The organism is Shewanella holmiensis (assembly GCF_025370255.1).
In the GTDB taxonomy this organism is placed as follows: domain Bacteria; phylum Pseudomonadota; class Gammaproteobacteria; order Enterobacterales; family Shewanellaceae; genus Shewanella; species Shewanella holmiensis.
Map to the genome: position 1 here is coordinate 309,781 of NZ_JAMTCD010000001.1, position 19,682 is coordinate 329,462.

Consider the following 19,682-nt stretch of genomic DNA (forward strand, 5'->3'; position numbering starts at 1 on the left):
ATTACAGTAAAATACAAGGCCCCAATTCAATGGGGCACTCATACTCTGACGACAGTTTATTTTCTATACAGGCCCTAGGCACTAACATTGATTAATCAGTACTTGAGTAGCGATCAAAATACTCACAGCCCTGCTTGAGATATTTCGGTGTCAGTTAAGCCCAATTGTTCGGCATAGGTTTGATTAGGCGCGATACGAAACTCAAAGCGCAATATCCGTAAGCATGCGTCAAATAAAGCATCACCAAACCATGATTTATCATACTGCATCAATGCATTAACAATACCGTCTGCGCCGCTCCCCCCTTTTAAATGGTTAGGGACTAAAGAGTCGATAAAGCTTGCTACCAGACCATATAAATCTTTTTCTGCGTCACCTTCTACAGCCCATAACGTTGGGTCGGCATATTGGGATGCATAGTGTGTGGCCGCAACATCTAGGCCCACACCAAAATTAACCAATGTGGCTTTTTCTTGTGAGCAAATAATGTTTTTAGGGCAAATTGCACCATGATAAATATCTAAGCTGTGCAAATATTGAAGCGCTGATAACAACTGTAAAAACCAATTGAAAGGCTGCCCCACCTGAATCTGTTTAACTTCATCAAGCGATACACCTTGTGCCCACGCCCTTGCAATAAAAAGCTCATTTGATTGAGGCAACTGACCAAAGCTCAATACTTTCTCAATATGGGGATGATAAATTTTCGACAAACTACGGTATATATTACTTAGCGAAGACCACTGGGTTTCAACATCACTGTAAATACTCACCACACAGGGGTAATTACCTTGAATGTGTATTGCTTGCCACAATTGACTTCGTTCAGTCGATTCAATAAATTGGGTTAATCTATAGTGATGATCAATAACAGTGCCGCGTTCAATGGCAATATCATCAGGCACAGTGTCACACACGCCTAAATCGATTAATGCCGACAAATCACAACGGATCTCATCTAAATCAATGGTTTTACCTTTGGCGGCATCACGATACCAATGATAAATTCTAGGTTGTCTGGTGCGCTCTGCCAAAATCAAAAAAGTGTTAGCGTATTGGGCAATGTCTTCAGAGGTCTTCAGATTATCCTTGATGTCAATAAACTCGACGTCGGCATCATCTGAAATAAACACACAATGACTTTCCCAGCCACCAATCGTAAATCCACGACGATGAATTTGTTGAATGCCACTTAGACTTCGTCTAAGAATTTCCAGCAGCTGATAGGTACTTTGTTGCTCGACTTCAAATATATTTAACGGAATACCACGCGGCATTCGAATTGGCAGCACTAATTGTTCACCATCATTAATGAGTGGCGCACAGAATGGCACACAACTGCAACCGGATAACGACTGCATTCGCTTAAACTCATTACGGAGTTTTTGTTCGTGAGCTTCGGCTTCCTGTTGATTTTCAAATTGGTTCATCACCAACACTTTCAACAACCAAGGTGCCGTCCAGCCTCCAGGGTTATATTCAGATTGCCACACCTCTAAACCTTGTTGTAAAAACAAGCACTTAATTTTAATAAAATCTTGAATCTTATTATTACGCTGCTCTACAACGGCCACTTGTCCAATAGTATCAAGTACCATTTCTTTTTGTGCTTTGGTTACGGCATGTTTATGTGGCGCGGTTAATCCCCATTCTTTTGTTAGCGCGGCAATAATTTTGGCTGGGGTATAAATGCTGAGCTTACCGTGATCTTTTTCAACTAAGATCTCCTCGCCTTTTCGACCAGTAACAAAAACCATTCCCTGACACCAAGGGGCATAAACTCCTACAGGAATTTTGTGTTTTAACCTGCCAGCAAGTACTCGGGCAACATAATTGGCTTTTGATAAACTGTTATCTACATCACGCCCATCTAGTGACCACGCATGTAAACCGGCATTTAAACGGCCAATGTAACCTTTAACATCAACCACATAAACGCCCCACTCGCCTACCACCAAAGCATCCACTTCCATTGCTTGACCCGTTGGCGTAGGAATTTCAACATTGGTCAGCAGTAAGTAATCTTCAGGTAATTCTTCTGCGAGTAATGCAAATGCCCAGCGTTCAGCATCATTAACTGGGGTACCAAAACTGATATGCCTTGCCATAATAATCCATTTATTTGCTCAGTGAATGGCGAACATCCTAAGTATTAACAAACAAAAAAACCACCTAAAAGGTGGTTTTTACTTTAATTGAGCAAAATAACAGTATTCTACAAAATTGAGTTATCACAAACTTAGCAATAGCTTAATGGTGACAATGTTCATCATGCACATGATCATCGGCAAAATCACCATCGCCATCTTGATGCTGCATCACGCCCCAACCATCAGAAATACCATCAAATTCTTTAGCAAAATCATTCAGCTGAGTTTCTTTAGCACTTAGAGCTTCATACTCAGGTACCATTTGAATACTCACAATGACTTCCCATTGGTTTGTTTCTTCATCAAAGTGAAGCTCTAACTCACCTTGCTGATCTTGTTGGGTTAACACTTCTATGGCAGATTCTGCATCACGTTTGTCTTCAAAGACTAGAAAAAAATCGACTTCTAACTCACGTGTCAAATCAATACCGGCTTCGGCCATTGCCGCAAGCATTTGTCCGTTATCATCATCAGGGAATTGCATGGGATTTTCCTTAAACTGCAGCCACAATTTTAATCGTTTGGCCGTTGAATGAAATCACATCACCCACGACACACTTTTTACGTTTACGGGTATCAACATCACCATTTACGGTCACTTGACCTTCAGTGATAACATGCTTTGCATCGCCACCACCATTAACTAAACCTTGTACTTTCAGAACTTTATATAGTTCAACGAACTCATCGCCGGGTAATAATGGAAAATCTACCATGGGTGGTATCACCTTGATTATCTAAATTAACGAGATCAAACGAAAATTATACCCTATGGCGGCTTAGCAAGCATCAAGCATTTTAATTGGATTGGGATGACGATAGCTAAAACCTAATTGCTGACAAATCAGATTGCCATCAATTATCTTACTTGGTGATATTTGCTGATTAAACTCAGGGACTTTTTCACCAAGATGCTCTGCTGCATGGGAGTAAAAGATTGCTTTGGTAGGATGTTCTGGTGCACAAAGATTATATACATTGGCAACTTTAGGCGAGTGAAGAATTAAACTTACCGCAGCAATACAATCATCAAGGTGGACAAGATTAACCGCAAGGTTGCCGCCGCTTACATCCGTTTTACCCGCAAAAAAACGCCCAGGATGCCTTTTAGGACCAATCAAACCGGCAAAACGCACAATACAACTATGCTTCATTCGCGCAAATATGGATTCTGCTTGCAGCAAGATTTGGCTAACTTCGCTGTATGGCTGAGCGTCGTCTTCTGTCATCACTTTATCTTCGTTGGGATAAACCCCTGTTGTGCTGACAAAAATAACCCGTTGGTACTGTTTGTCTCCAATCGTTGAGCTTAATGCTTCAAGATTCGCTAAATAGCTGGTTTCACCGCGACGTAGACCTGGTGGGATATTGATAATCAGCATATCACTATCCAATAGTTTTTTTGCTGAATTTATGGAGCATTCGGAAGCCAAATCCAATTGATATGCATCTATACCCACTTGAGATAATGGCTCTAAATCTTGTTGTTGTCGCTTGTTGGCTTTTACAAAATACCCTTGTTTAATCAGTGATTCTGCTAATGGAAAGCCAAACCAGCCACAGCCAATAATGGTAACGGATGTCATAGAGCGCCTTGATAGGAAAAATGATTAAAGTAAAAATTAATAACGTTATCGGCTTGCAATGTTTTGATGGCGCCATCGCTCAAAGTGTCTTTTTTGATCACTTCAACAATTTCGACTTCACCGTCGATTAAAAAACGTAAGCTGGCGCTGCCGCCTTTGTCATTACATGCCCAAACGTGTGGTTTTTTAACTTCCCCCGTGGTCATCATGACTTTGGCAACTTGATCATCAGATAATTTTACTAAGGTGCCCGGAGGATATATCCCCAATACCTTGACCAGTAGAGAAATTAAATTATCAGCGTGTTTACCTACGCGCTGTTTAAATAATATCCCCAATGCCAATTGCGGCGAATGATATTGATGCAACAGCATTTGATAATCATTCACTAACGCTACTATTTGGGTGGTTTCTAATATCTCGTCTTTGGTGAGATGATCTGGATAGCCTGTACCGTCAATATATTCATGATGATGCAGGATTACATCAAGCACCGCACTCGGGAAAAGGTTACTACGATTGACTAAATCAAAACCTAAATTGGGGTGCATTTTCATGAAATTCATTTCAGGTTGAGTTAATTCGCCATGCTTACGACGAATATCATCTGGCACTTTTAATTTACCGATATCATGCAATATACCACCAAGGGCAATGTCTCGAAGCTTCGACTTATCTAAACCATTTGCATGGCCTATTACCATAGACAGTACCGCGATTGAAATACCATGTGCTGTAATACTCGTATCTTTCTCACCGTGATCGACTAACGATAAATTGACGGTATCAGACTCAAATAAATGCTCAATTAAATCTTCAACTAATGCTGCAGACTCGCGGTACATTCCTTCGGGATCACTAACGACTTTACTGAAAATATTACGGCTATCATTTATGGCTTTAATAAAACGTTTTTGGCCTAAGCGCATCGATTTTTTCGCTAAGCCCTTGTGATCCGTTTCAACCACTTCCTCTGTAACATCTTCTAGGCTTTCGGTCGTTTCCTCGGTTAAAGGTAATAATTCGTGGCCAGAAATAACATAGACAAAATCAATATCAAGCTCATTGATGATTGCAATTTGCGAGGCTTGCTCAAGTTTAATTTTATTAATAAAAAACGGGTTTTTGGTCCATGGCAAAGGCAGCTTAATGGTAAGCCCTAACACAATATTAGACAGGGGTATTTGGGTTAACTCTTGTTTAGCCAATGAATATGTCTTCCATACTGAATAATTGTTTTGGACGCCTACGTCTAAATCAACTTAAAAGTTGAACTACTTACACTATAGAATAAATGAACTAAATTCGTCGTTTTTATTTTTCTGGCTCATCGACAACTTGCCAATCGTTGAAGTAATAATGTAAACGTTTCGACTTCAAAACATAAATACTGATCCAAAATAAAAATAATGCATCTAATGCATAGCTTATTTTAAATAAAAAATCATCGTGGATTAAACGTTGGATAAGCATGGCAGCGTCGATTAACAGCAATAGCCATAATATTGCTTTACCACGCTTAAACCATGGAATAAGCCATTGCCACTGACGTTTTCTCTCAGCTATCACTAGTCCGTAAAGCAGCACGGCACCAACACCAGCAAACAAGGCTAAAATAAAATCTTGTTTGTGTGGATAAAACAATCTGACTAAGCCCGACCTGTCATTAAACTGAGTCAAGGATGCGATAAAAACACACCAACCTCTGGCTAGAAATACCAACACAATATACAAAAAATACGGGGGCTTAATATGTCCTTTATCATCAAGCCAAGTAATATTGCTAAAATTCATGATACACATTTAGCCTTATTGCAATAACACTCATCAATGCTTCACCTCAATCCGTGTATTAAGATTGTAAAATTGCCATTAAAGCTTGTTCGTCGATCACTTTAACACCCAATTCTTGTGCTTTGGCTAATTTTGAACCCGCGGCTTCACCTGCCACTAAACAATCAGTATTTTTAGACACACTACCAGCCACTTTTGCACCTAAAGCTTGTAATTGCGCTTTAGCATCATTGCGGTTTAACACATTTAATGTACCCGTTAATACCCAGGTTTGGCCTTTTAAACTTAATTCACTGTCATCAACTTGTTCGATTGACGGCCAATGAATGCCACTTTCAATTAATTTATCAACCACCTCAAGATTATGCGGTTGAGCAAAAAAGTGATTAATGTGCTGAGCAACAATATTGCCCACATCATCCACCGCCAACAACTGCTCAAGTGATGCACTTCTGACTGCCTCAAGGGTTTTAAAATATGCAGCCAAATTAGCCGCAGTGGCTTCGCCGACTTCTCGAATGCCTAGGCTATATAAAAAACGCGCTAAGGTTGTTGATTTCGCATCGTTAATCGCGGCAACTAACTTGGTTGCAGACTTCATTGCCATACGGTCCAGCATAGTGATTGCTGAGGCGCTCAAACCAAATAAGTCTGCAGGACTTTTGACCAACTCTTTATCAATCAGTTGCTCAACAACTTTATCGCCCATACCATCTATATTAAGTGCTTTGCGTGAAGCAAAATGTTTTATGGCTTCTTTACGCTGAGCTTCACAAAACAAACCACCGGTACAACGGGCTACCGCTTCACCTTCAATACGCTCTACATCACTTTGACATACAGGACAATGCTGTGGAAAAGTGATGTCGCAAGCGTAATCTAGACGCTTTTCTAGTACTACGGCCACAATTTGCGGGATCACATCACCTGCGCGTCGAATGATCACGGTATCGCCTACTTTTACCCCTAAGCGGGCAATTTCATCGGCATTGTGTAAAGTGGCATTAGACACTGTCACCCCGCCCACAAATACTGGCTGTAATCTGGCAACTGGGGTAATTGCACCTGTGCGTCCGACCTGAAAATCAACCGCTTCCAGTAAGGTCATTTCTTCCTGCGCAGGAAACTTATAAGCAATTGCCCAACGCGGCGCTTTAGCGACAAAACCTAAATTAACTTGTTGCTTGATGGCATTAACTTTAATCACTACACCATCAATTTCATATTCAAGCGTGCTTCGACGATTTAAAATATCTTGGTAATAAGCATAAACTTTGGCTAACTCATCACAAACCTTCACTTCAGCACTAACCGGCAAGCCCCATACTTTTAGCTGCTGCAACTGTCCATAATGGCTGGCTTTCATCGCCTCAGCCTCACCTTCAACCACCCCTAGCGCATAAGCATAAAACCCTAAGGCTCGTGATGCGGTGATCTTACTGTCTAATTGACGTAAACTGCCCGCAGCCGCATTACGTGGATTAACAAATACCTTGTCGCCCTTCGCTATTTGACGCTGATTTAATGCCTCAAATGCCGCTTTAGGCATAAAGACTTCGCCGCGCACTTCTACGAGCTCAGGGTAACCTTCACCGCGAAGCTTTAATGGGATTGATTTAATCGTGCGCACATTTTCAGTGATATCTTCACCTACTGCACCATCACCACGAGTTGCCGCGCGCTCAAGCACGCCATTACGATAAGTAATCGATACCGCTAAGCCATCTAGTTTCGGCTCACAAACATATTCCACAACGCCCACTTTGTCAGTTATCCGCTTATTAAAGCTTTCAAAATCAGCCTGTTCAAAAGCATTATCCAAACTTAACATGGGTTTTAAATGAGTTATTTGATCAAATTTAGCTAAAGCTAAGCCACCCACTCGCTGAGAGGGTGAGGAGGGTGAGATAAATTGGGGGTTTTCACGTTCAAGTATGAGTAAACGCTGCATTAAGCGATCATATTCAGCATCGGGGATGGTAGGAGAGTCGTCAACATAATAATGAATATTATGTTGGTTTAGTGCTTCAGATAACTCGGCCATTTCAATTTGAATTGCTTGCATAAATTTGATCCGTAATACAAAAAATTAAGGCCGCATCGGCGGCCTTATTATGCTAATAAAAAGGGATAAATGGGGTTTAAGCCGCAGCGATTCTACGCTTGTAATCTTCTTTTGCCGTATCATCCCATGGCTGACGCTTGCCATCTAATAACTCTGCGCCTAAATCATCCACCAGCTGTAAAGCGGAATTTAACATTATCGTAAAATTCATTTTAGGGTCACCATAACAAGGAAGTGTCATAAATAACACCACACCGTCAGTAACAAACTGCTCCATGTTATCTGGGTCAAATGTGCCAGGTTTTACCATATTCGCCAATGAAAATAACACCTTGCCTGTTCCAGCATTATCAATATGGCGATGGAATATTTCCATATCACCAAACTTAAAGTTTAATGATAATAAAGCGGGTAGCAGCTCAGCACCTTGTAATTGCTGCCCTGTTTTAGCGACAACATGCAAAACCAATACATCGGTAGGATCGGCAAGCACTTGAGGCTCTTCGACAACGTCTTCAGGTTCATCTTGCACAACGTCAGGGTTTGAATAATGTTTTGGTTTATCCATTGCTTCCATATGTGCAGGTTTCATATCCTGGCTTGTCGTCAGCGTAATTTGAGGCTCTTGTTCAAGCTCATCGTCTATTGACGGCATTACAGGTTCAGACTTAGCCTTGCTGATTGCTTCTGCAGCCACCAAGGGCTCAGCCGTTTTTGCGTGTTGTGGTTTAAATAACCCTGCGGTTTTAAGGATCGGCTTGGTAACCACAGGCTCAACATCCGTAGACTTTAATACTCGAACAGGGCCAATACCGTCATTATCGAAACCTTCAGAATCGCGACGTTCTGCTTGCTCTTTGTAAAAGTTTGCCATAGGGCTTTGTTTCATTGACTTAGGTTGTTGTTTCCTTATCGACCAAAAACCGTGCACAAGAACCGCAATAATTGCAATTGCACCTAAAACTAACAACACTAATTGTAAATCTTCCATTGTCTACTTAATTCCTATTTATACTGCGTCAGCAAGCGCTACCGCGGCTTCAATATCTACAGCAACTATACGCGAAACACCCGGTTCATGCATAGTGACGCCAATAAGTTGATCTGCCATTTCCATGGTGATCTTGTTGTGGCTGATATACACAAACTGCACACTTTGCGACATCTCTTGTAATAAACGACAGAATCGTTCTACGTTAGCGTCGTCCAAAGGGGCATCAACCTCATCCAACATACAAAAAGGTGCTGGGTTTAATCTAAATATTGCAAATACTAATGATAAAGCGGTTAACGCTTTTTCTCCACCACTAAGTAAGTGAATGGTACTATTCTTTTTTCCAGGAGGTTGGGCCATGATGGTCACCCCCGTATCAAGCAAATCATCATCTGTTAATGCTAAGTAGGCTTTTCCACCACCAAACACTTTAGGAAACAGTTGCATTAAATCATTATTTACCGCTTCAAAGGTCGCTTTAAAACGCGTTCGCGTTTCTTTATCTATCTTTCTAATCGCGTCTTCTAAAGTTGTTAACCCTTGATTTAAATCGTTATCCTGACTATCTAAATACTGTTTTCGTTCACTTTGCGTATCATACTCATCAATAGCTGCAAGGTTGATCGCCCCTAAACCATTAATTTGATTACGTACTTTATCTAACGCAATGGAGCATAACTTTATGTCAAAACCGTCGGGAATACTATTAATCGCACTTTGCAGCTGAATTTGTTCATCTTGCAACAACTGCAATTGTACATCCGTTTGGCCTTTTATTCCTTCACGACGTAACTTTAACGTGCTTATCTTTTGAGTCAAGTCTTGTAATGTGACAAGCTGTTGTTTTTGCATCATTAGTGAAGTGTCTAAGCTTTGTTGTAAATTAGCTTGTTGTTGGCGATTAGCATTAAGCTTGAGTTGGTTTTGTTGTTGAATATCAAGCTGTATTGCTAATTTCTGCTTAAGATTATCGCGCTCTGCTTGCGCTAAAGGGTCCTTTTCTAAATGACCATGCTGTCCAATCGCATCATATCGCTCAGTCAGCTCTTGTATTTTTTCAACTTGCTGTGCCAATTGTTGCTTAGTTACAGCAATTTGGGTATTTATTTGCTGCAAGGATTGGTTGAAATGGGCGCCTTGCCTTTCACGTTCTGCTCGCTGCGTTTTTAAATCGCGTAGTTGAACGCTTGCCTGCTCAAAAGCCTGCTGAGCTTGTTGCTGTTGCTGTTGGCATAATTGATTTTGGTAATCAAGCGCTTCCATTTGAACTGACAATGCTTCCGCTTCAAGTAATTGCGCTTGCTGATGTTGCTTGGCTAAAGTTAACTCTTGAGTTAATTGTGTTTGATGCTGTTCACGACTGTGTTTTTGTTCAACCGCTGCATCATATTTTGCCTGTAATTGGGTTTTTGTTACCAGTAATTGTTGTAACGTTTGCTGATGTTGACCTAATTGAACATTTATCGCTGCTAACTGGGTTGTTTGTTCAGTTTGATGGTGTAATGCAGCAGCTGTTTGAATTTCAAGTGCAGCCACGCTTTCAATTAATGTTTGTTGTTCAGTGGTTAAACTGATCACCGATTGATGGCTAGATTGCGCTAAAACAAACCCATGCCCAAGCAAATAGCCGTCTTTTGAGGCAATAATGGCTGATGCAGACAAGCTAGCAATTTTGTCTTTGGCTTGTGCCAGCGTATCAACAAAACTAACCTCGGTTAACCAAGGCGCTATATTGACTGGGCTGGTTAAAGCTTCATGCTCAAACAATATCGATGACCTTACAAAACCATTATTGATGACATTATCAGAGTGCTTGTCATCTAAAATGAGCGCTCTACTTATTGATTGCAATAACACATCTACGGCTTTTTCATAGCCTTGGGTCACATTAATGACTTGCCATAATTGCTGCGTATTGTCCTTACCAACCTCGTTAACTAACCACTCATTTATCAGCTGCAGTCTTGCTTTGGCACTGGCAAGCGCATCTTTAATATGGTGATAAGCACCTTGAGCTTGAGTTAAATGATGTTGTTTTTTAGCCAACTCAACATCTAATTGCTGTTTTAGCGTTTCTTCCGCGCTAATTTGAGTCGCAATATTGGTCAGTGTGCTTTGATGTAACTGAATGTCCTTTTCAATATCATGTTGTTGTAACTGTTGCAGCTTTTGTTGTAATACCGGAATCGTTTGTTCATGCTTGTGCAATAACTGTTGTTGATGCTCATAACGTGATTGATACACTGCAAGTTCTGTTTTTACCTGATTGAACTTGCCAGCAGCATCGTTGTATAACTGTCTGAGATGATCGCTATTCTCATCCACTTGATGCACTTGTTCATCAAGGATTTCAAACTGCATTCTGACTTCATCTTGCTGAGGAGCTAGGCTAGACTGCTGCTGTAATGCTTGGTTTAACGTTTGTTCATATTGCTGATGCTTTAATTTAGCCTCATCAATACGCTGTTGTATGGCTAGCTGCTCTTGTTCTCGTTGAGTATCTTGTAATTGTTGATGCTTTAATTGCTGTTCAAACTTAGCAATTTCATTACCTGCTAGATAATATTGTTCAACCAGTTTTTGTTCACTGTCTGTTAACTCGTTTAATTGCTGTTGTAATTGCAATACGACATTTTCAGATGAATGCTGATCCGCAGCAAACTCACTTTGCTGGCGTTCAAGTCCAATCAATTGTGAATGCATCTGGTCAGATTGGCTTAATAAGTCTTGATAACGACCAACAAGCTGTTGCGTATGCAGCTCACGCTCCTGTGATTTTAACGCACGATATTGTTTCGCCTCTTCAGCTTGCTTGGCTAGACGCTCAATTTGTCCGCCTAATTCTTGCCGAATATCGTTAAGACGTTCTAAGTTCTCACGGGTATGGCGAATGCGGTTTTCAGTTTCACGGCGACGTTCTTTATAGCGCGATATGCCAGCAGCTTCTTCGATAAATACTCGTAGCTCTTGCGGTTTGGACTCAATTAAACGCGAAATAGTCCCTTGTTCAATAATGGCATAGCTACGAGGCCCCAAACCGGTCCCCATGAATAAGTCGGTAATATCTTTTCGGCGGCACTTTTGACCATTGAGAAAATAAAATGATTCACTGTCGCGATTAACTTGACGCTTGACCGATATTTCTTGATAACTGGCATACTGACCAGACAAACGACCTTGAAGGTTTTCAAATATCAGCTCGACCCCAGCAACTGAGATAGGCTTTCTGGCTGTTGAGCCATTAAAAATAACATCCGTCATCGAGTCGCCGCGGAGGTTTTTAGCGCTACTTTCCCCCAGCACCCAACGAACTGCATCAATCACATTGGATTTTCCACAGCCGTTTGGACCTATAATGGCGGTTAACGCATGGTCGAAAGGGATTTTTGTAGGGTCTACAAACGACTTAAATCCAGCAAGTTTTATTTGTTTTAATCGCATTGTTGCCGGTATGGTTTGGTTAAAATGAATGAAACGCTGTTCACTTTAGCAATTGACGCGCATTTTGTAACGATTATTCGCACTTAGATACAGTTTATTGCTTGTTTTCTACTAGTTGCAACGTCAAACTCAACATTATTAAGTGACATTCGAATCATAAAGGAGCCTCTCAATGGCTGTGAATATCCCTTCTATACGTAAAAGTGGCGTAAACTACTTTTTGGAAGGCTTTCAACTTATTAAGCAACCAGGGTTGCGTGCCTTCGTTTTTATTCCATTAATGATAAACCTGATTTTGTTCGCTGGGGTGATGTATTTTGCCGTGAGTAAATTAGATGAATTGTTTACCTGGATGAATGGCGAAATACCTGAATATCTGACCTGGTTAAATTTCTTTCTATGGCCGCTGGCAGTATTAACCATGCTAGTTGTCATGTCGTTTATTTTTAGTTCTGTTATGAACTGGCTTGCAGCGCCTTTTAATGGATTGCTCGCCGAAAAGGTGGAACAACATTTAACAGGTAAAAACCTCAACACAGGTGGCACGGTCGATTTAATTAAAGATCTGCCCCGCATTCTTGGCCGTGAATGGATAAAACTTAAATATTATTTACCACGTGCACTGATATTTTTGATTCTATTTTGGGTGCCTGTTATTGGTCAAACTGCCGCGCCTATTCTATGGTTTTTATTCACAGCCTGGATGATGGCTATTCAATATTGCGATTATCCATTTGATAATCATAAAGTGCCCTTCGATGACATGAAGTTTGCCCTTAGAAATACCAAAGGAACCAGTTTCAGTTTTGGAGCCTCTGTCACATTATTCTCAATGATTCCTATCGTGAATTTTATCGTCATGCCCGTAGCAATTTGTGGAGCGACCGCCATGTGGGTAGACCGCTACCGAGAAGCGTATAAAAATACCCGTATCGTTGCGGACTAGTCGATATGACATAGCGCGCCAAACAATGGAGCTTAATAGGCGCGTTATGCATTGCCTGTGTATTGGAATAGAAAGTGTGTATCGAAATAAAAAGTGTATTGGAATAGAATGTGTGGAAAATTGCTGTGCTATTGCACGTAATGTCATTCACAGGTTCGAACGACCATGAACTTATCATTCGCTCTCTCATTATCATTCATCACACCAACCAGTAACATTTTGATAATCTTTTTATTGCATTAAAGTTCGGAATTAATGCATTTGTTTGCGACAATGCACAAAACAACAATAAAGATCCGAATATCAACGTGAACAAATATTCTAAAACCCTTTTATTCATCGCCAGCATATCGACTTTTAATATTTTTGCAGGTAGCAGCGAACAGTTTCAAGTAACCATTCCTACCCTTAGCAGTGAAATAGAAATTGATGGTGAATTTTCTGAGCCGCAATGGCAACACGCCAGTGAAGTAGAACTTAAATTTGAAACCTCACCGGGAGAAAATATTGCCGCGCCCGTTCGCACAACTGCAAAAGTGTTTGCTAGCGAAACCAGTTTATTTATCGCTTTCACCGCATATGACCCGCAACCTAAAAATATTCGTGCCAATCTTCGAGATCGCGATAATTCGTGGGGTGATGACATGGTGGGTATTAAATTAGATACCTTCAACAATGCCCGCTTAGCCTATCAATTTTTTATTAACCCCTATGGCGTACAAAGTGATTCAATTGAAAATGAGCTCACTGGTTTGGAAAGCGATGCCTGGGATGGTATTTGGTACAGTAAAGGTAAAATAACTGCAACAGGTTATCAGGTAGAGGTGCAATTGCCACTGCGTCTGTTTAACTTTGACGATTCACATACAGTGCAAAACTGGGGGATTGAATTTATTCGATTTTACCCGCGCAATCAAAGTCGTCGATTTTCAACACACAAAATAGATCGCAATGTATCCTGTCAGTTATGTCAATTGGGGGTAATGCAAGGGCTTGAAGGTGCTAAACAGGGTAAAGACATTCAAATTACGCCATCATTTGTAGCCAACCAAAGTAATCAACGTCCATTATCTCCAAAAGGCCCATGGGAAGATGAAACTAACACAGAAGTCGGCCTAGACTTACGCTGGGGAATGACTCCTACTACCCTATTGAATGCCACCATTAATCCAGATTTTTCTCAAGTTGAGTCTGATGCGGGACAACTAGATGTTAACAATACTTTTGCGCTGTTTTTCCCAGAAAAACGGGCATTTTTCTTAGATAACAAAGATTACTTTGATAGCCAAATGGAGTTACTACACACTCGAAATATTAGCTCTCCTGATTATGGCGTTAAGATCACCAGTAAAACAGATGATCATACCGTGGGAGTTTTAGCCACAAATGATATTCAAACTCAGTTTCTTGTGCCGGGCAATCTAAGCTCAGACATCGCGACACTCGCTCAAGAAAGTCACAACGTGGCAGCAAGATATCGCTTCGATCCAAGCAAACAGTTTTCTATTGGTGCTGTGATGACATTAAAAAAAGCGGATGACTATCATAACTATGTGTATAGCACCGACTTAAAGTATCAGCCGTCACAGCAAGATACCTTTACAGCCCAATATGCTTATTCCGATACCCAATACCCGAATGATTTATTCAATCAATTTTGTAACGGAGATGATTGCGCTATTGCGCCGATAGAATGCGACCTTTCCTCATGTGATTATAATGAACGCGTGCTTCGTACCAATAAGTCTGACGCTTTTAGCGATAACATGTTCAAATTTACCTACAAACATGATCGCCGAAACTGGTTTGCCAGTAGCCAATATGAATCAATTGGCGATGACTTTAGGGCCGACTTAGGTTTTATTGAAAAAATTGATGCGGCGAAATTTGTCGCCGGTGGTGGCTATCGTTGGTACCCAACAGATCAGTTTTTTAGCAAAATCACCGTTGCGGGTGATTGGGATATTACCCATACCCAACAAGATGAAAAGCTTGAACAAGAAACTGAGATCTACATTGAATTAGAAGGTGGATATCAAAGTTATATTGCTTCAGGTATTGCTCAAAGAGAGCGTGTAGGCAGGCGTCATAATCCATCCAACATCAATATTCAAAATAATACCCAAATGTTTGACGAAACCATGGGCTGGTTTTATACCAACTTTGTGCCGATGAAAGCCCTTAGGCTAGAACTTGATGTCAATTACGGTGACAACATCGATTTTGTGAATGACCGCTTAGGCACCTTAACCATGTTAAATCCGGGCATTGAATGGAAAGTTACTGAGTCTATTGTATTAAACCTTTCTCATCGTTATCAGACACTTGACGTGGATGATGGCCGACTATTTACCGCAAATTTAAGTGATTTAAGACTTAATTGGCAGATAACCTTAAATAGTTTTATCCGTCTTTCCAGTGTGTATACCGACATTGAGCGCGACCCTAGCCTATATATCTACCAGCAACCGAAAGCTAAATATCAAGATCTCGGTAATGAGATACTTTATGGTTACAAGCTAAATCCACAAAGTGTGTTTTATCTAGGTTATTCTGATGCATTTAAAGCCAATGATGATATTGACAATTTGACTCAAAATGAAAAAACTTACTTTATGAAAGTCAGCTATGCATGGTTACTATAAGGCATATTCATTGATGGTTAACTGAGCCAAACGCGGCATACCTATAAAGTAATAATTATCAAAATAAACCCACTTTTTTAACAAAAAAGTGGGTTTATTTTTAGCGTTGTACACTTAATGTTCTACACTGAGGGGGAAGATCAATTTGATTTATAACTTTTGTAAATTAAGGATGTTTAAGCGGTTAAGGGATTTTGCTTGTTGTCAGGGATGATTAAAAATTAAATGCTACCCATTATAGACTCGGCGTTTTATCCATCCTCTCGATACAGACTAAATTCCCTCTGTCGGTGTAACACTTGCCTGTTTTAACACAGTAATGGTATCTACAAGTATGCAAGGGAAAATCATGACTGAATTTACAGAGCCTCTTTTAAATAAATCTTTCGATTGGGTTTGGGATATTGAAAAAAAACGTTTTTTCTGTGACCCCTTCATCAATATCATTCTAGGTACACACAAAAGTGAAGGTATTCAATTTAAACAGTTGGTTGAATTACTGGACACCAACCAAGCCAACTTTTTAAAAATAAACATAGAAAAAGCGATAAACACCAAACAAGCTGTCCATTGCCATTTGGTTTTTAATATTGCAAAAATGAAGGTTTTGGCCGAAATCATTATTGAACAGGGCGATCTAAAAAAAGTAAATGGCGAAATTTGCTTTAAATTAATCCTGCCAAATCAAGAAGAAGAAATCAAAATCATTAAAGAGCTATTTTTCAAAGCTCGAAGTTTATTGATTGTTTGCGGCGCTCAAAATCGAATTCTTATTGTTAACTCACTGCTGAAACCTTGTTTAGGCTTTGAAGAATACGAAGTACTGGGGCAAAATTTGTTTTCGTTTTTACCAACAAGTTCATCTGATCTGCAAGAGCATTTATTTGATTGTGAAAATAATGGGTCGTGGACAGGTGAAATGCTGATTAACAACAAACAACAACAGCAACTCCCTTTTAAGGCACAAATTTTCTATTATCCAAACCAAGATTCACATAAATCACTTTTTATTTATCAGCTCAAAAAACTCGACTTTACACTCTCAGAAATGACCCAGTTTACCCATGCAAAAATGTATTGGGATTGGTATAACAAAATTGATTTTTTTGCCAAAATAGATCAGGTAAAAAAGCAAATAACAGATCAAGAGAGTTTGGTTGTTTTCGTTATTAACACTTTATCAAGCTCAAAAGTAAATTCAGTGTTTTCACGCTGGTTAATAGGCCAGTCAATACCTAAATTGAAGATGTTTAAAAGCATTAGAAAACTAGGGATACTAAATGATGATCAAATTTGCGGTCTATTTGTTTCATCAAAGATAGTTAAAGATATTCAAAAAGATTTAACTAATATTTTCAGTCTCTTATTAAAAAATGATCAACAAAGTGAGCATACACAAGTTCAATGCCATATAGGTGTATCAATTTATCATGTCGATGCTGAAGATAATACCAAACTACTTTCTCATGCCGTCCAGGCGCTAGCCTCAATAAATACCGATGCAATTGAATTCAAAACCCATAAAATTAAGTACTTTGATAAACGGGTCAATCAAATTAATAGTAGAAAAGCAAAACTTGAAGTGGCTCTTCTTGAGTGCTTAGAGTTAGATAATATCAATGTTGTATATCAACCCATAATCAATGTACGCACTTTTAAAATAGAAAAAGTCGAAGCTTTAGCCCGCTTTACATTACACTATTCTTTCGAATACAGCACTCAAGAAGTTATCGAAATTGCTGAAGAAATTGATTTAATTCATGATATTGATCAGAAAATATCTTCTATAGCTATTGCTGAATTACCGGTGTTATCCGCTGTGCTAAAAAACGAAAATTTAGGTTTATCGATTAATCGTTCTATGGTCTATAGTCCAAAAAACCGCTCAACTTTAGATGAGACACTCGAGCTGATTAATCAATGTAACATTGAAGCTAGCCGAATCACCATTGAATTAACCGAGTCCGCTATATTTACCGATAATCCACAAATTTTAAAAGCCATTCACCGCATCAATGAAAATAATATTGTGTTAGCCATTGATGATTTTGGTTCAGGATATACCTCTTTTGGCAGTTTAACTAAACTACCGGCTGGTTTAATTAAAATCGATAAAGAGATCACCACAGGTATTGTTAAAGATAAGCAAAGGCAGTTGATGATTAAAATGTTTGCCCAATTTATTCATGCAATGCAGGGGAAAATTATCGTTGAGGGTGTCGAGACCAAAGAAGAATTTGCAATACTGCTTGAGTTACAAGTTGACTATATTCAAGGCTATTTTTTTAGTAAGCCATTATCATTAGCTGACCATCAACACACCGTAGCCAATATCGCTAAAACGGTTGAAAAATTTCAACTTAACGCGTTGATATCCACGAAGACTCACATATCCTCAATAATGGACTTGCTAATGCCAACGCTTTTACACGTCAAACCTGACGATAGAATTGAAGATTTTGTGACTATGCTTGAGGAAGTAGACAGGATTGCAGTATTAAAAGGCAAGAAATGCATTGGGTTTATTACTCAAAATGAGATTAACGCTGCAATAAGCCCTGATGTAAATACAGATGCTGAAACGGTTCATGACAGGCTAACGTTAAGTAAACGGGCACATCAAATAATGTTACCCGTTGAACACACTTGTCATTCCGATTTTTCCATTGATTCATTAATAGCACACTTTTGCTTTTTCCCAAGATCCACCATGGTAGTCACTGGAAAAACTGGCATCTATTTAGGTTCAATATCTATAGAACAAGCCAAAGTAGTGATGTGTAATATGCTAAAACAACACTGATACAAATAGTATTATTAGCAGGTAGAAACAACCCTGTTTCTACCTGCACCCTTGGCTAAATATAAATATTCATCAGCACGGTGCAGAACACTGTCAATGGTTTCACTGCGAAGTGTCGCCACACCACAACTGAACGTCATTGTGATTGGCCCAATAGAGGTATCAATAACTTTATTCGCGCATTGCTGTCTAAATTTATCCATCAGGGTATGGGTTTTCTCAGCATCTAACCCTTTAAATGCCACAACAAACTCTTCTCCGCCAAATCTTGCTACGGTAAAATGTTGCCCAAATGCCATTTCTAAACGCTTAGCAAACTCAATAAGTACTTGATCACCAACATCATGGCCATGGGTGTCATTCACTTTTTTGAAAAAGTCGATATCAATAAGTGCCACAGAAAACACATTGTTATCTTGTTGTTCATTTTGATGTTTTTTGAAAAAATATCGTCTAGTAAATGCCTGAGTGAGGTAATCGCGATTAGCGGTTTCCCAGAGACTGCGGATCATGTCAAGTGAGTCTAGAGTATTGAGCACCCGACAGTGGAACTCTTCATGCACAAAGGGCTTTTGTAAAAAGTCATTGGCACCATTTTTAATAAAGCGCGCTGATAGACTTTCATCATTGTCATTCGACAAACCAATAATGGCGAGGTTCTCACGGCTAAATTGCTCTCTTACCCGTAAAATCAGTTCAAAACCATCAACATTGGGCATATTATAATCGGTGATTAATAATTGAATATCCGGCTGATCTTTCAATACCGTTAATGCTTGAGCGCCATCATTGGCTTCAATAACCTTAAACAAATGTTGTTCAAGTAAAACTCGCACAAACTTTCGACTTACAACTGAGTCATCGGCCACCAACACTTTAACTTGCTGATTTCGCTTTAGACGAGAAATCAGTTTAACCACATATTGATAGCTGTATCGATTCTCTTTAAGCACATAATCCGCGATGCCTAATTTGAGGAGTTCTTTACGTTGCTGAGAATCTAGATTGCCCGTTAACACAATACATGTTGTGTGATATGAATTAAGCACTAAACGGACAATTTCACCATTTGGAGCATCGGGTAAATTTAAATCGGCCACCACCACAAAATATTGATTAACATCGAGTAACGTTATCGCAGTTGCCAAATCAGGAGCAATATCCACATCACAATCAAGCTCTTGTGCAATTAAATGCTTAAGAACTTTAGATACCGCGTCACTGTCTTCAACTATCAATATTCTCAATTTAATCACCT

The 19,682-nt window shown here is 39.7% G+C and carries 13 protein-coding genes; 3 read left to right on the plus strand and 10 right to left on the minus strand.

Annotated features, from left to right (window positions below; genetic code table 11):
- Positions 1 to 122 precede the first annotated feature (122 nt).
- From NE535_RS01335 to smc, 9 genes are all read right to left on the minus strand, one after another.
- Complete coding sequence (locus tag NE535_RS01335; protein WP_261296889.1) at positions 123 to 2,108, minus strand: NERD domain-containing protein kinase family protein; 1,986 nt, start codon at positions 2,106 to 2,108, stop codon at positions 123 to 125.
- Between the two features lie 142 nt (positions 2,109 to 2,250).
- The gene (locus tag NE535_RS01340) at positions 2,251 to 2,634 is read right to left on the minus strand and encodes a ribonuclease E inhibitor RraB (protein ID WP_261296890.1); all 384 of its coding nucleotides are present in this window, start codon (positions 2,632 to 2,634) and stop codon (positions 2,251 to 2,253) included.
- A 10-nt stretch (positions 2,635 to 2,644) separates the two neighbouring features.
- Entirely contained in the window at positions 2,645 to 2,866 is a 222-nt protein-coding gene (locus NE535_RS01345; protein ID WP_188843050.1) for an RNA-binding S4 domain-containing protein, read from the minus strand.
- A 63-nt stretch (positions 2,867 to 2,929) separates the two neighbouring features.
- Positions 2,930 to 3,736 carry a Rossmann-fold NAD(P)-binding domain-containing protein gene (locus NE535_RS01350; protein ID WP_261296891.1) on the minus strand — a complete coding sequence of 269 codons (807 nt, stop codon included), beginning with the start codon at positions 3,734 to 3,736 and terminating at the stop codon, positions 2,930 to 2,932.
- Positions 3,733 to 4,944, minus strand: a complete 1,212-nt coding sequence (locus NE535_RS01355; RefSeq protein WP_261296892.1) for an HD-GYP domain-containing protein — start codon at positions 4,942 to 4,944, stop codon at positions 3,733 to 3,735. Before NE535_RS01355 ends, NE535_RS01350 begins: the two co-directional genes overlap by 4 nt.
- 106 nt (positions 4,945 to 5,050) lie before the next feature.
- Entirely contained in the window at positions 5,051 to 5,530 is a 480-nt protein-coding gene (locus NE535_RS01360) for a DUF2919 domain-containing protein (protein ID WP_261296893.1), read from the minus strand.
- 58 nt (positions 5,531 to 5,588) lie between these two features.
- The gene (gene ligA, locus NE535_RS01365) at positions 5,589 to 7,595 is read right to left on the minus strand and encodes an NAD-dependent DNA ligase LigA (protein WP_261296894.1); all 2,007 of its coding nucleotides are present in this window, start codon (positions 7,593 to 7,595) and stop codon (positions 5,589 to 5,591) included.
- Positions 7,596 to 7,671: 76 nt separating this feature from the next.
- Positions 7,672 to 8,586: a cell division protein ZipA gene (zipA, locus tag NE535_RS01370; protein ID WP_261296895.1), complete on the minus strand. Its 915-nt coding sequence runs from the start codon at positions 8,584 to 8,586 to the stop codon at positions 7,672 to 7,674.
- Between the two features lie 18 nt (positions 8,587 to 8,604).
- Positions 8,605 to 12,030, minus strand: coding sequence for a chromosome segregation protein SMC (smc, locus tag NE535_RS01375; RefSeq protein ID WP_261296896.1), 3,426 nt, complete (start codon positions 12,028 to 12,030; stop codon positions 8,605 to 8,607).
- A 172-nt stretch (positions 12,031 to 12,202) separates the two neighbouring features.
- Between smc and cysZ the strand changes: the two genes are divergently transcribed.
- The 3 genes from cysZ (at position 12,203) to NE535_RS01390 (ending at position 18,424) form a co-directional block, all read left to right on the plus strand.
- Positions 12,203 to 12,976 carry a sulfate transporter CysZ gene (gene cysZ, locus NE535_RS01380; protein ID WP_261296897.1) on the plus strand — a complete coding sequence of 258 codons (774 nt, stop codon included), beginning with the start codon at positions 12,203 to 12,205 and terminating at the stop codon, positions 12,974 to 12,976.
- Positions 12,977 to 13,284: 308 nt separating this feature from the next.
- On the plus strand, positions 13,285 to 15,621 hold the full coding sequence (locus NE535_RS01385; RefSeq protein ID WP_261296898.1) for a carbohydrate binding family 9 domain-containing protein: 2,337 nt from the start codon (positions 13,285 to 13,287) through the stop codon (positions 15,619 to 15,621).
- 349 nt (positions 15,622 to 15,970) lie between these two features.
- Positions 15,971 to 18,424 (plus strand): EAL domain-containing protein, encoded by a 2,454-nt coding sequence (locus NE535_RS01390; protein ID WP_261296899.1) that lies wholly within the window; start codon positions 15,971 to 15,973, stop codon positions 18,422 to 18,424.
- 14 nt (positions 18,425 to 18,438) lie between these two features.
- Here NE535_RS01390 and NE535_RS01395 read toward each other — a convergent pair whose 3' ends face one another.
- Positions 18,439 to 19,671: a response regulator gene (locus NE535_RS01395; protein ID WP_261296900.1), complete on the minus strand. Its 1,233-nt coding sequence runs from the start codon at positions 19,669 to 19,671 to the stop codon at positions 18,439 to 18,441.
- Positions 19,672 to 19,682 lie beyond the last annotated feature (11 nt).

Bases quoted from the DNA above. Each gene is read 5' to 3' on its own strand.
- NE535_RS01345 (WP_188843050.1), bottom strand. From the start codon at position 2,866: ATGGTAGATTTTCCATTATTACCCGGCGATGAGTTCGTTGAACTATAT.
- smc (WP_261296896.1), bottom strand. From the start codon at position 12,030: ATGCGATTAAAACAAATAAAACTTGCTGGATTTAAGTCGTTTGTAGAC.
- NE535_RS01340 (WP_261296890.1), bottom strand. From the start codon at position 2,634: ATGCAATTCCCTGATGATGATAACGGACAAATGCTTGCGGCAATGGCC.
- zipA (WP_261296895.1), bottom strand. From the start codon at position 8,586: ATGGAAGATTTACAATTAGTGTTGTTAGTTTTAGGTGCAATTGCAATT.
- NE535_RS01360 (WP_261296893.1), bottom strand. From the start codon at position 5,530: ATGAATTTTAGCAATATTACTTGGCTTGATGATAAAGGACATATTAAG.
- NE535_RS01350 (WP_261296891.1), bottom strand. From the start codon at position 3,736: ATGACATCCGTTACCATTATTGGCTGTGGCTGGTTTGGCTTTCCATTA.
- NE535_RS01390 (WP_261296899.1), top strand. From the start codon at position 15,971: ATGACTGAATTTACAGAGCCTCTTTTAAATAAATCTTTCGATTGGGTT.
- cysZ (WP_261296897.1), top strand. From the start codon at position 12,203: ATGGCTGTGAATATCCCTTCTATACGTAAAAGTGGCGTAAACTACTTT.
- ligA (WP_261296894.1), bottom strand. From the start codon at position 7,595: ATGCAAGCAATTCAAATTGAAATGGCCGAGTTATCTGAAGCACTAAAC.
- NE535_RS01335 (WP_261296889.1), bottom strand. From the start codon at position 2,108: ATGGCAAGGCATATCAGTTTTGGTACCCCAGTTAATGATGCTGAACGC.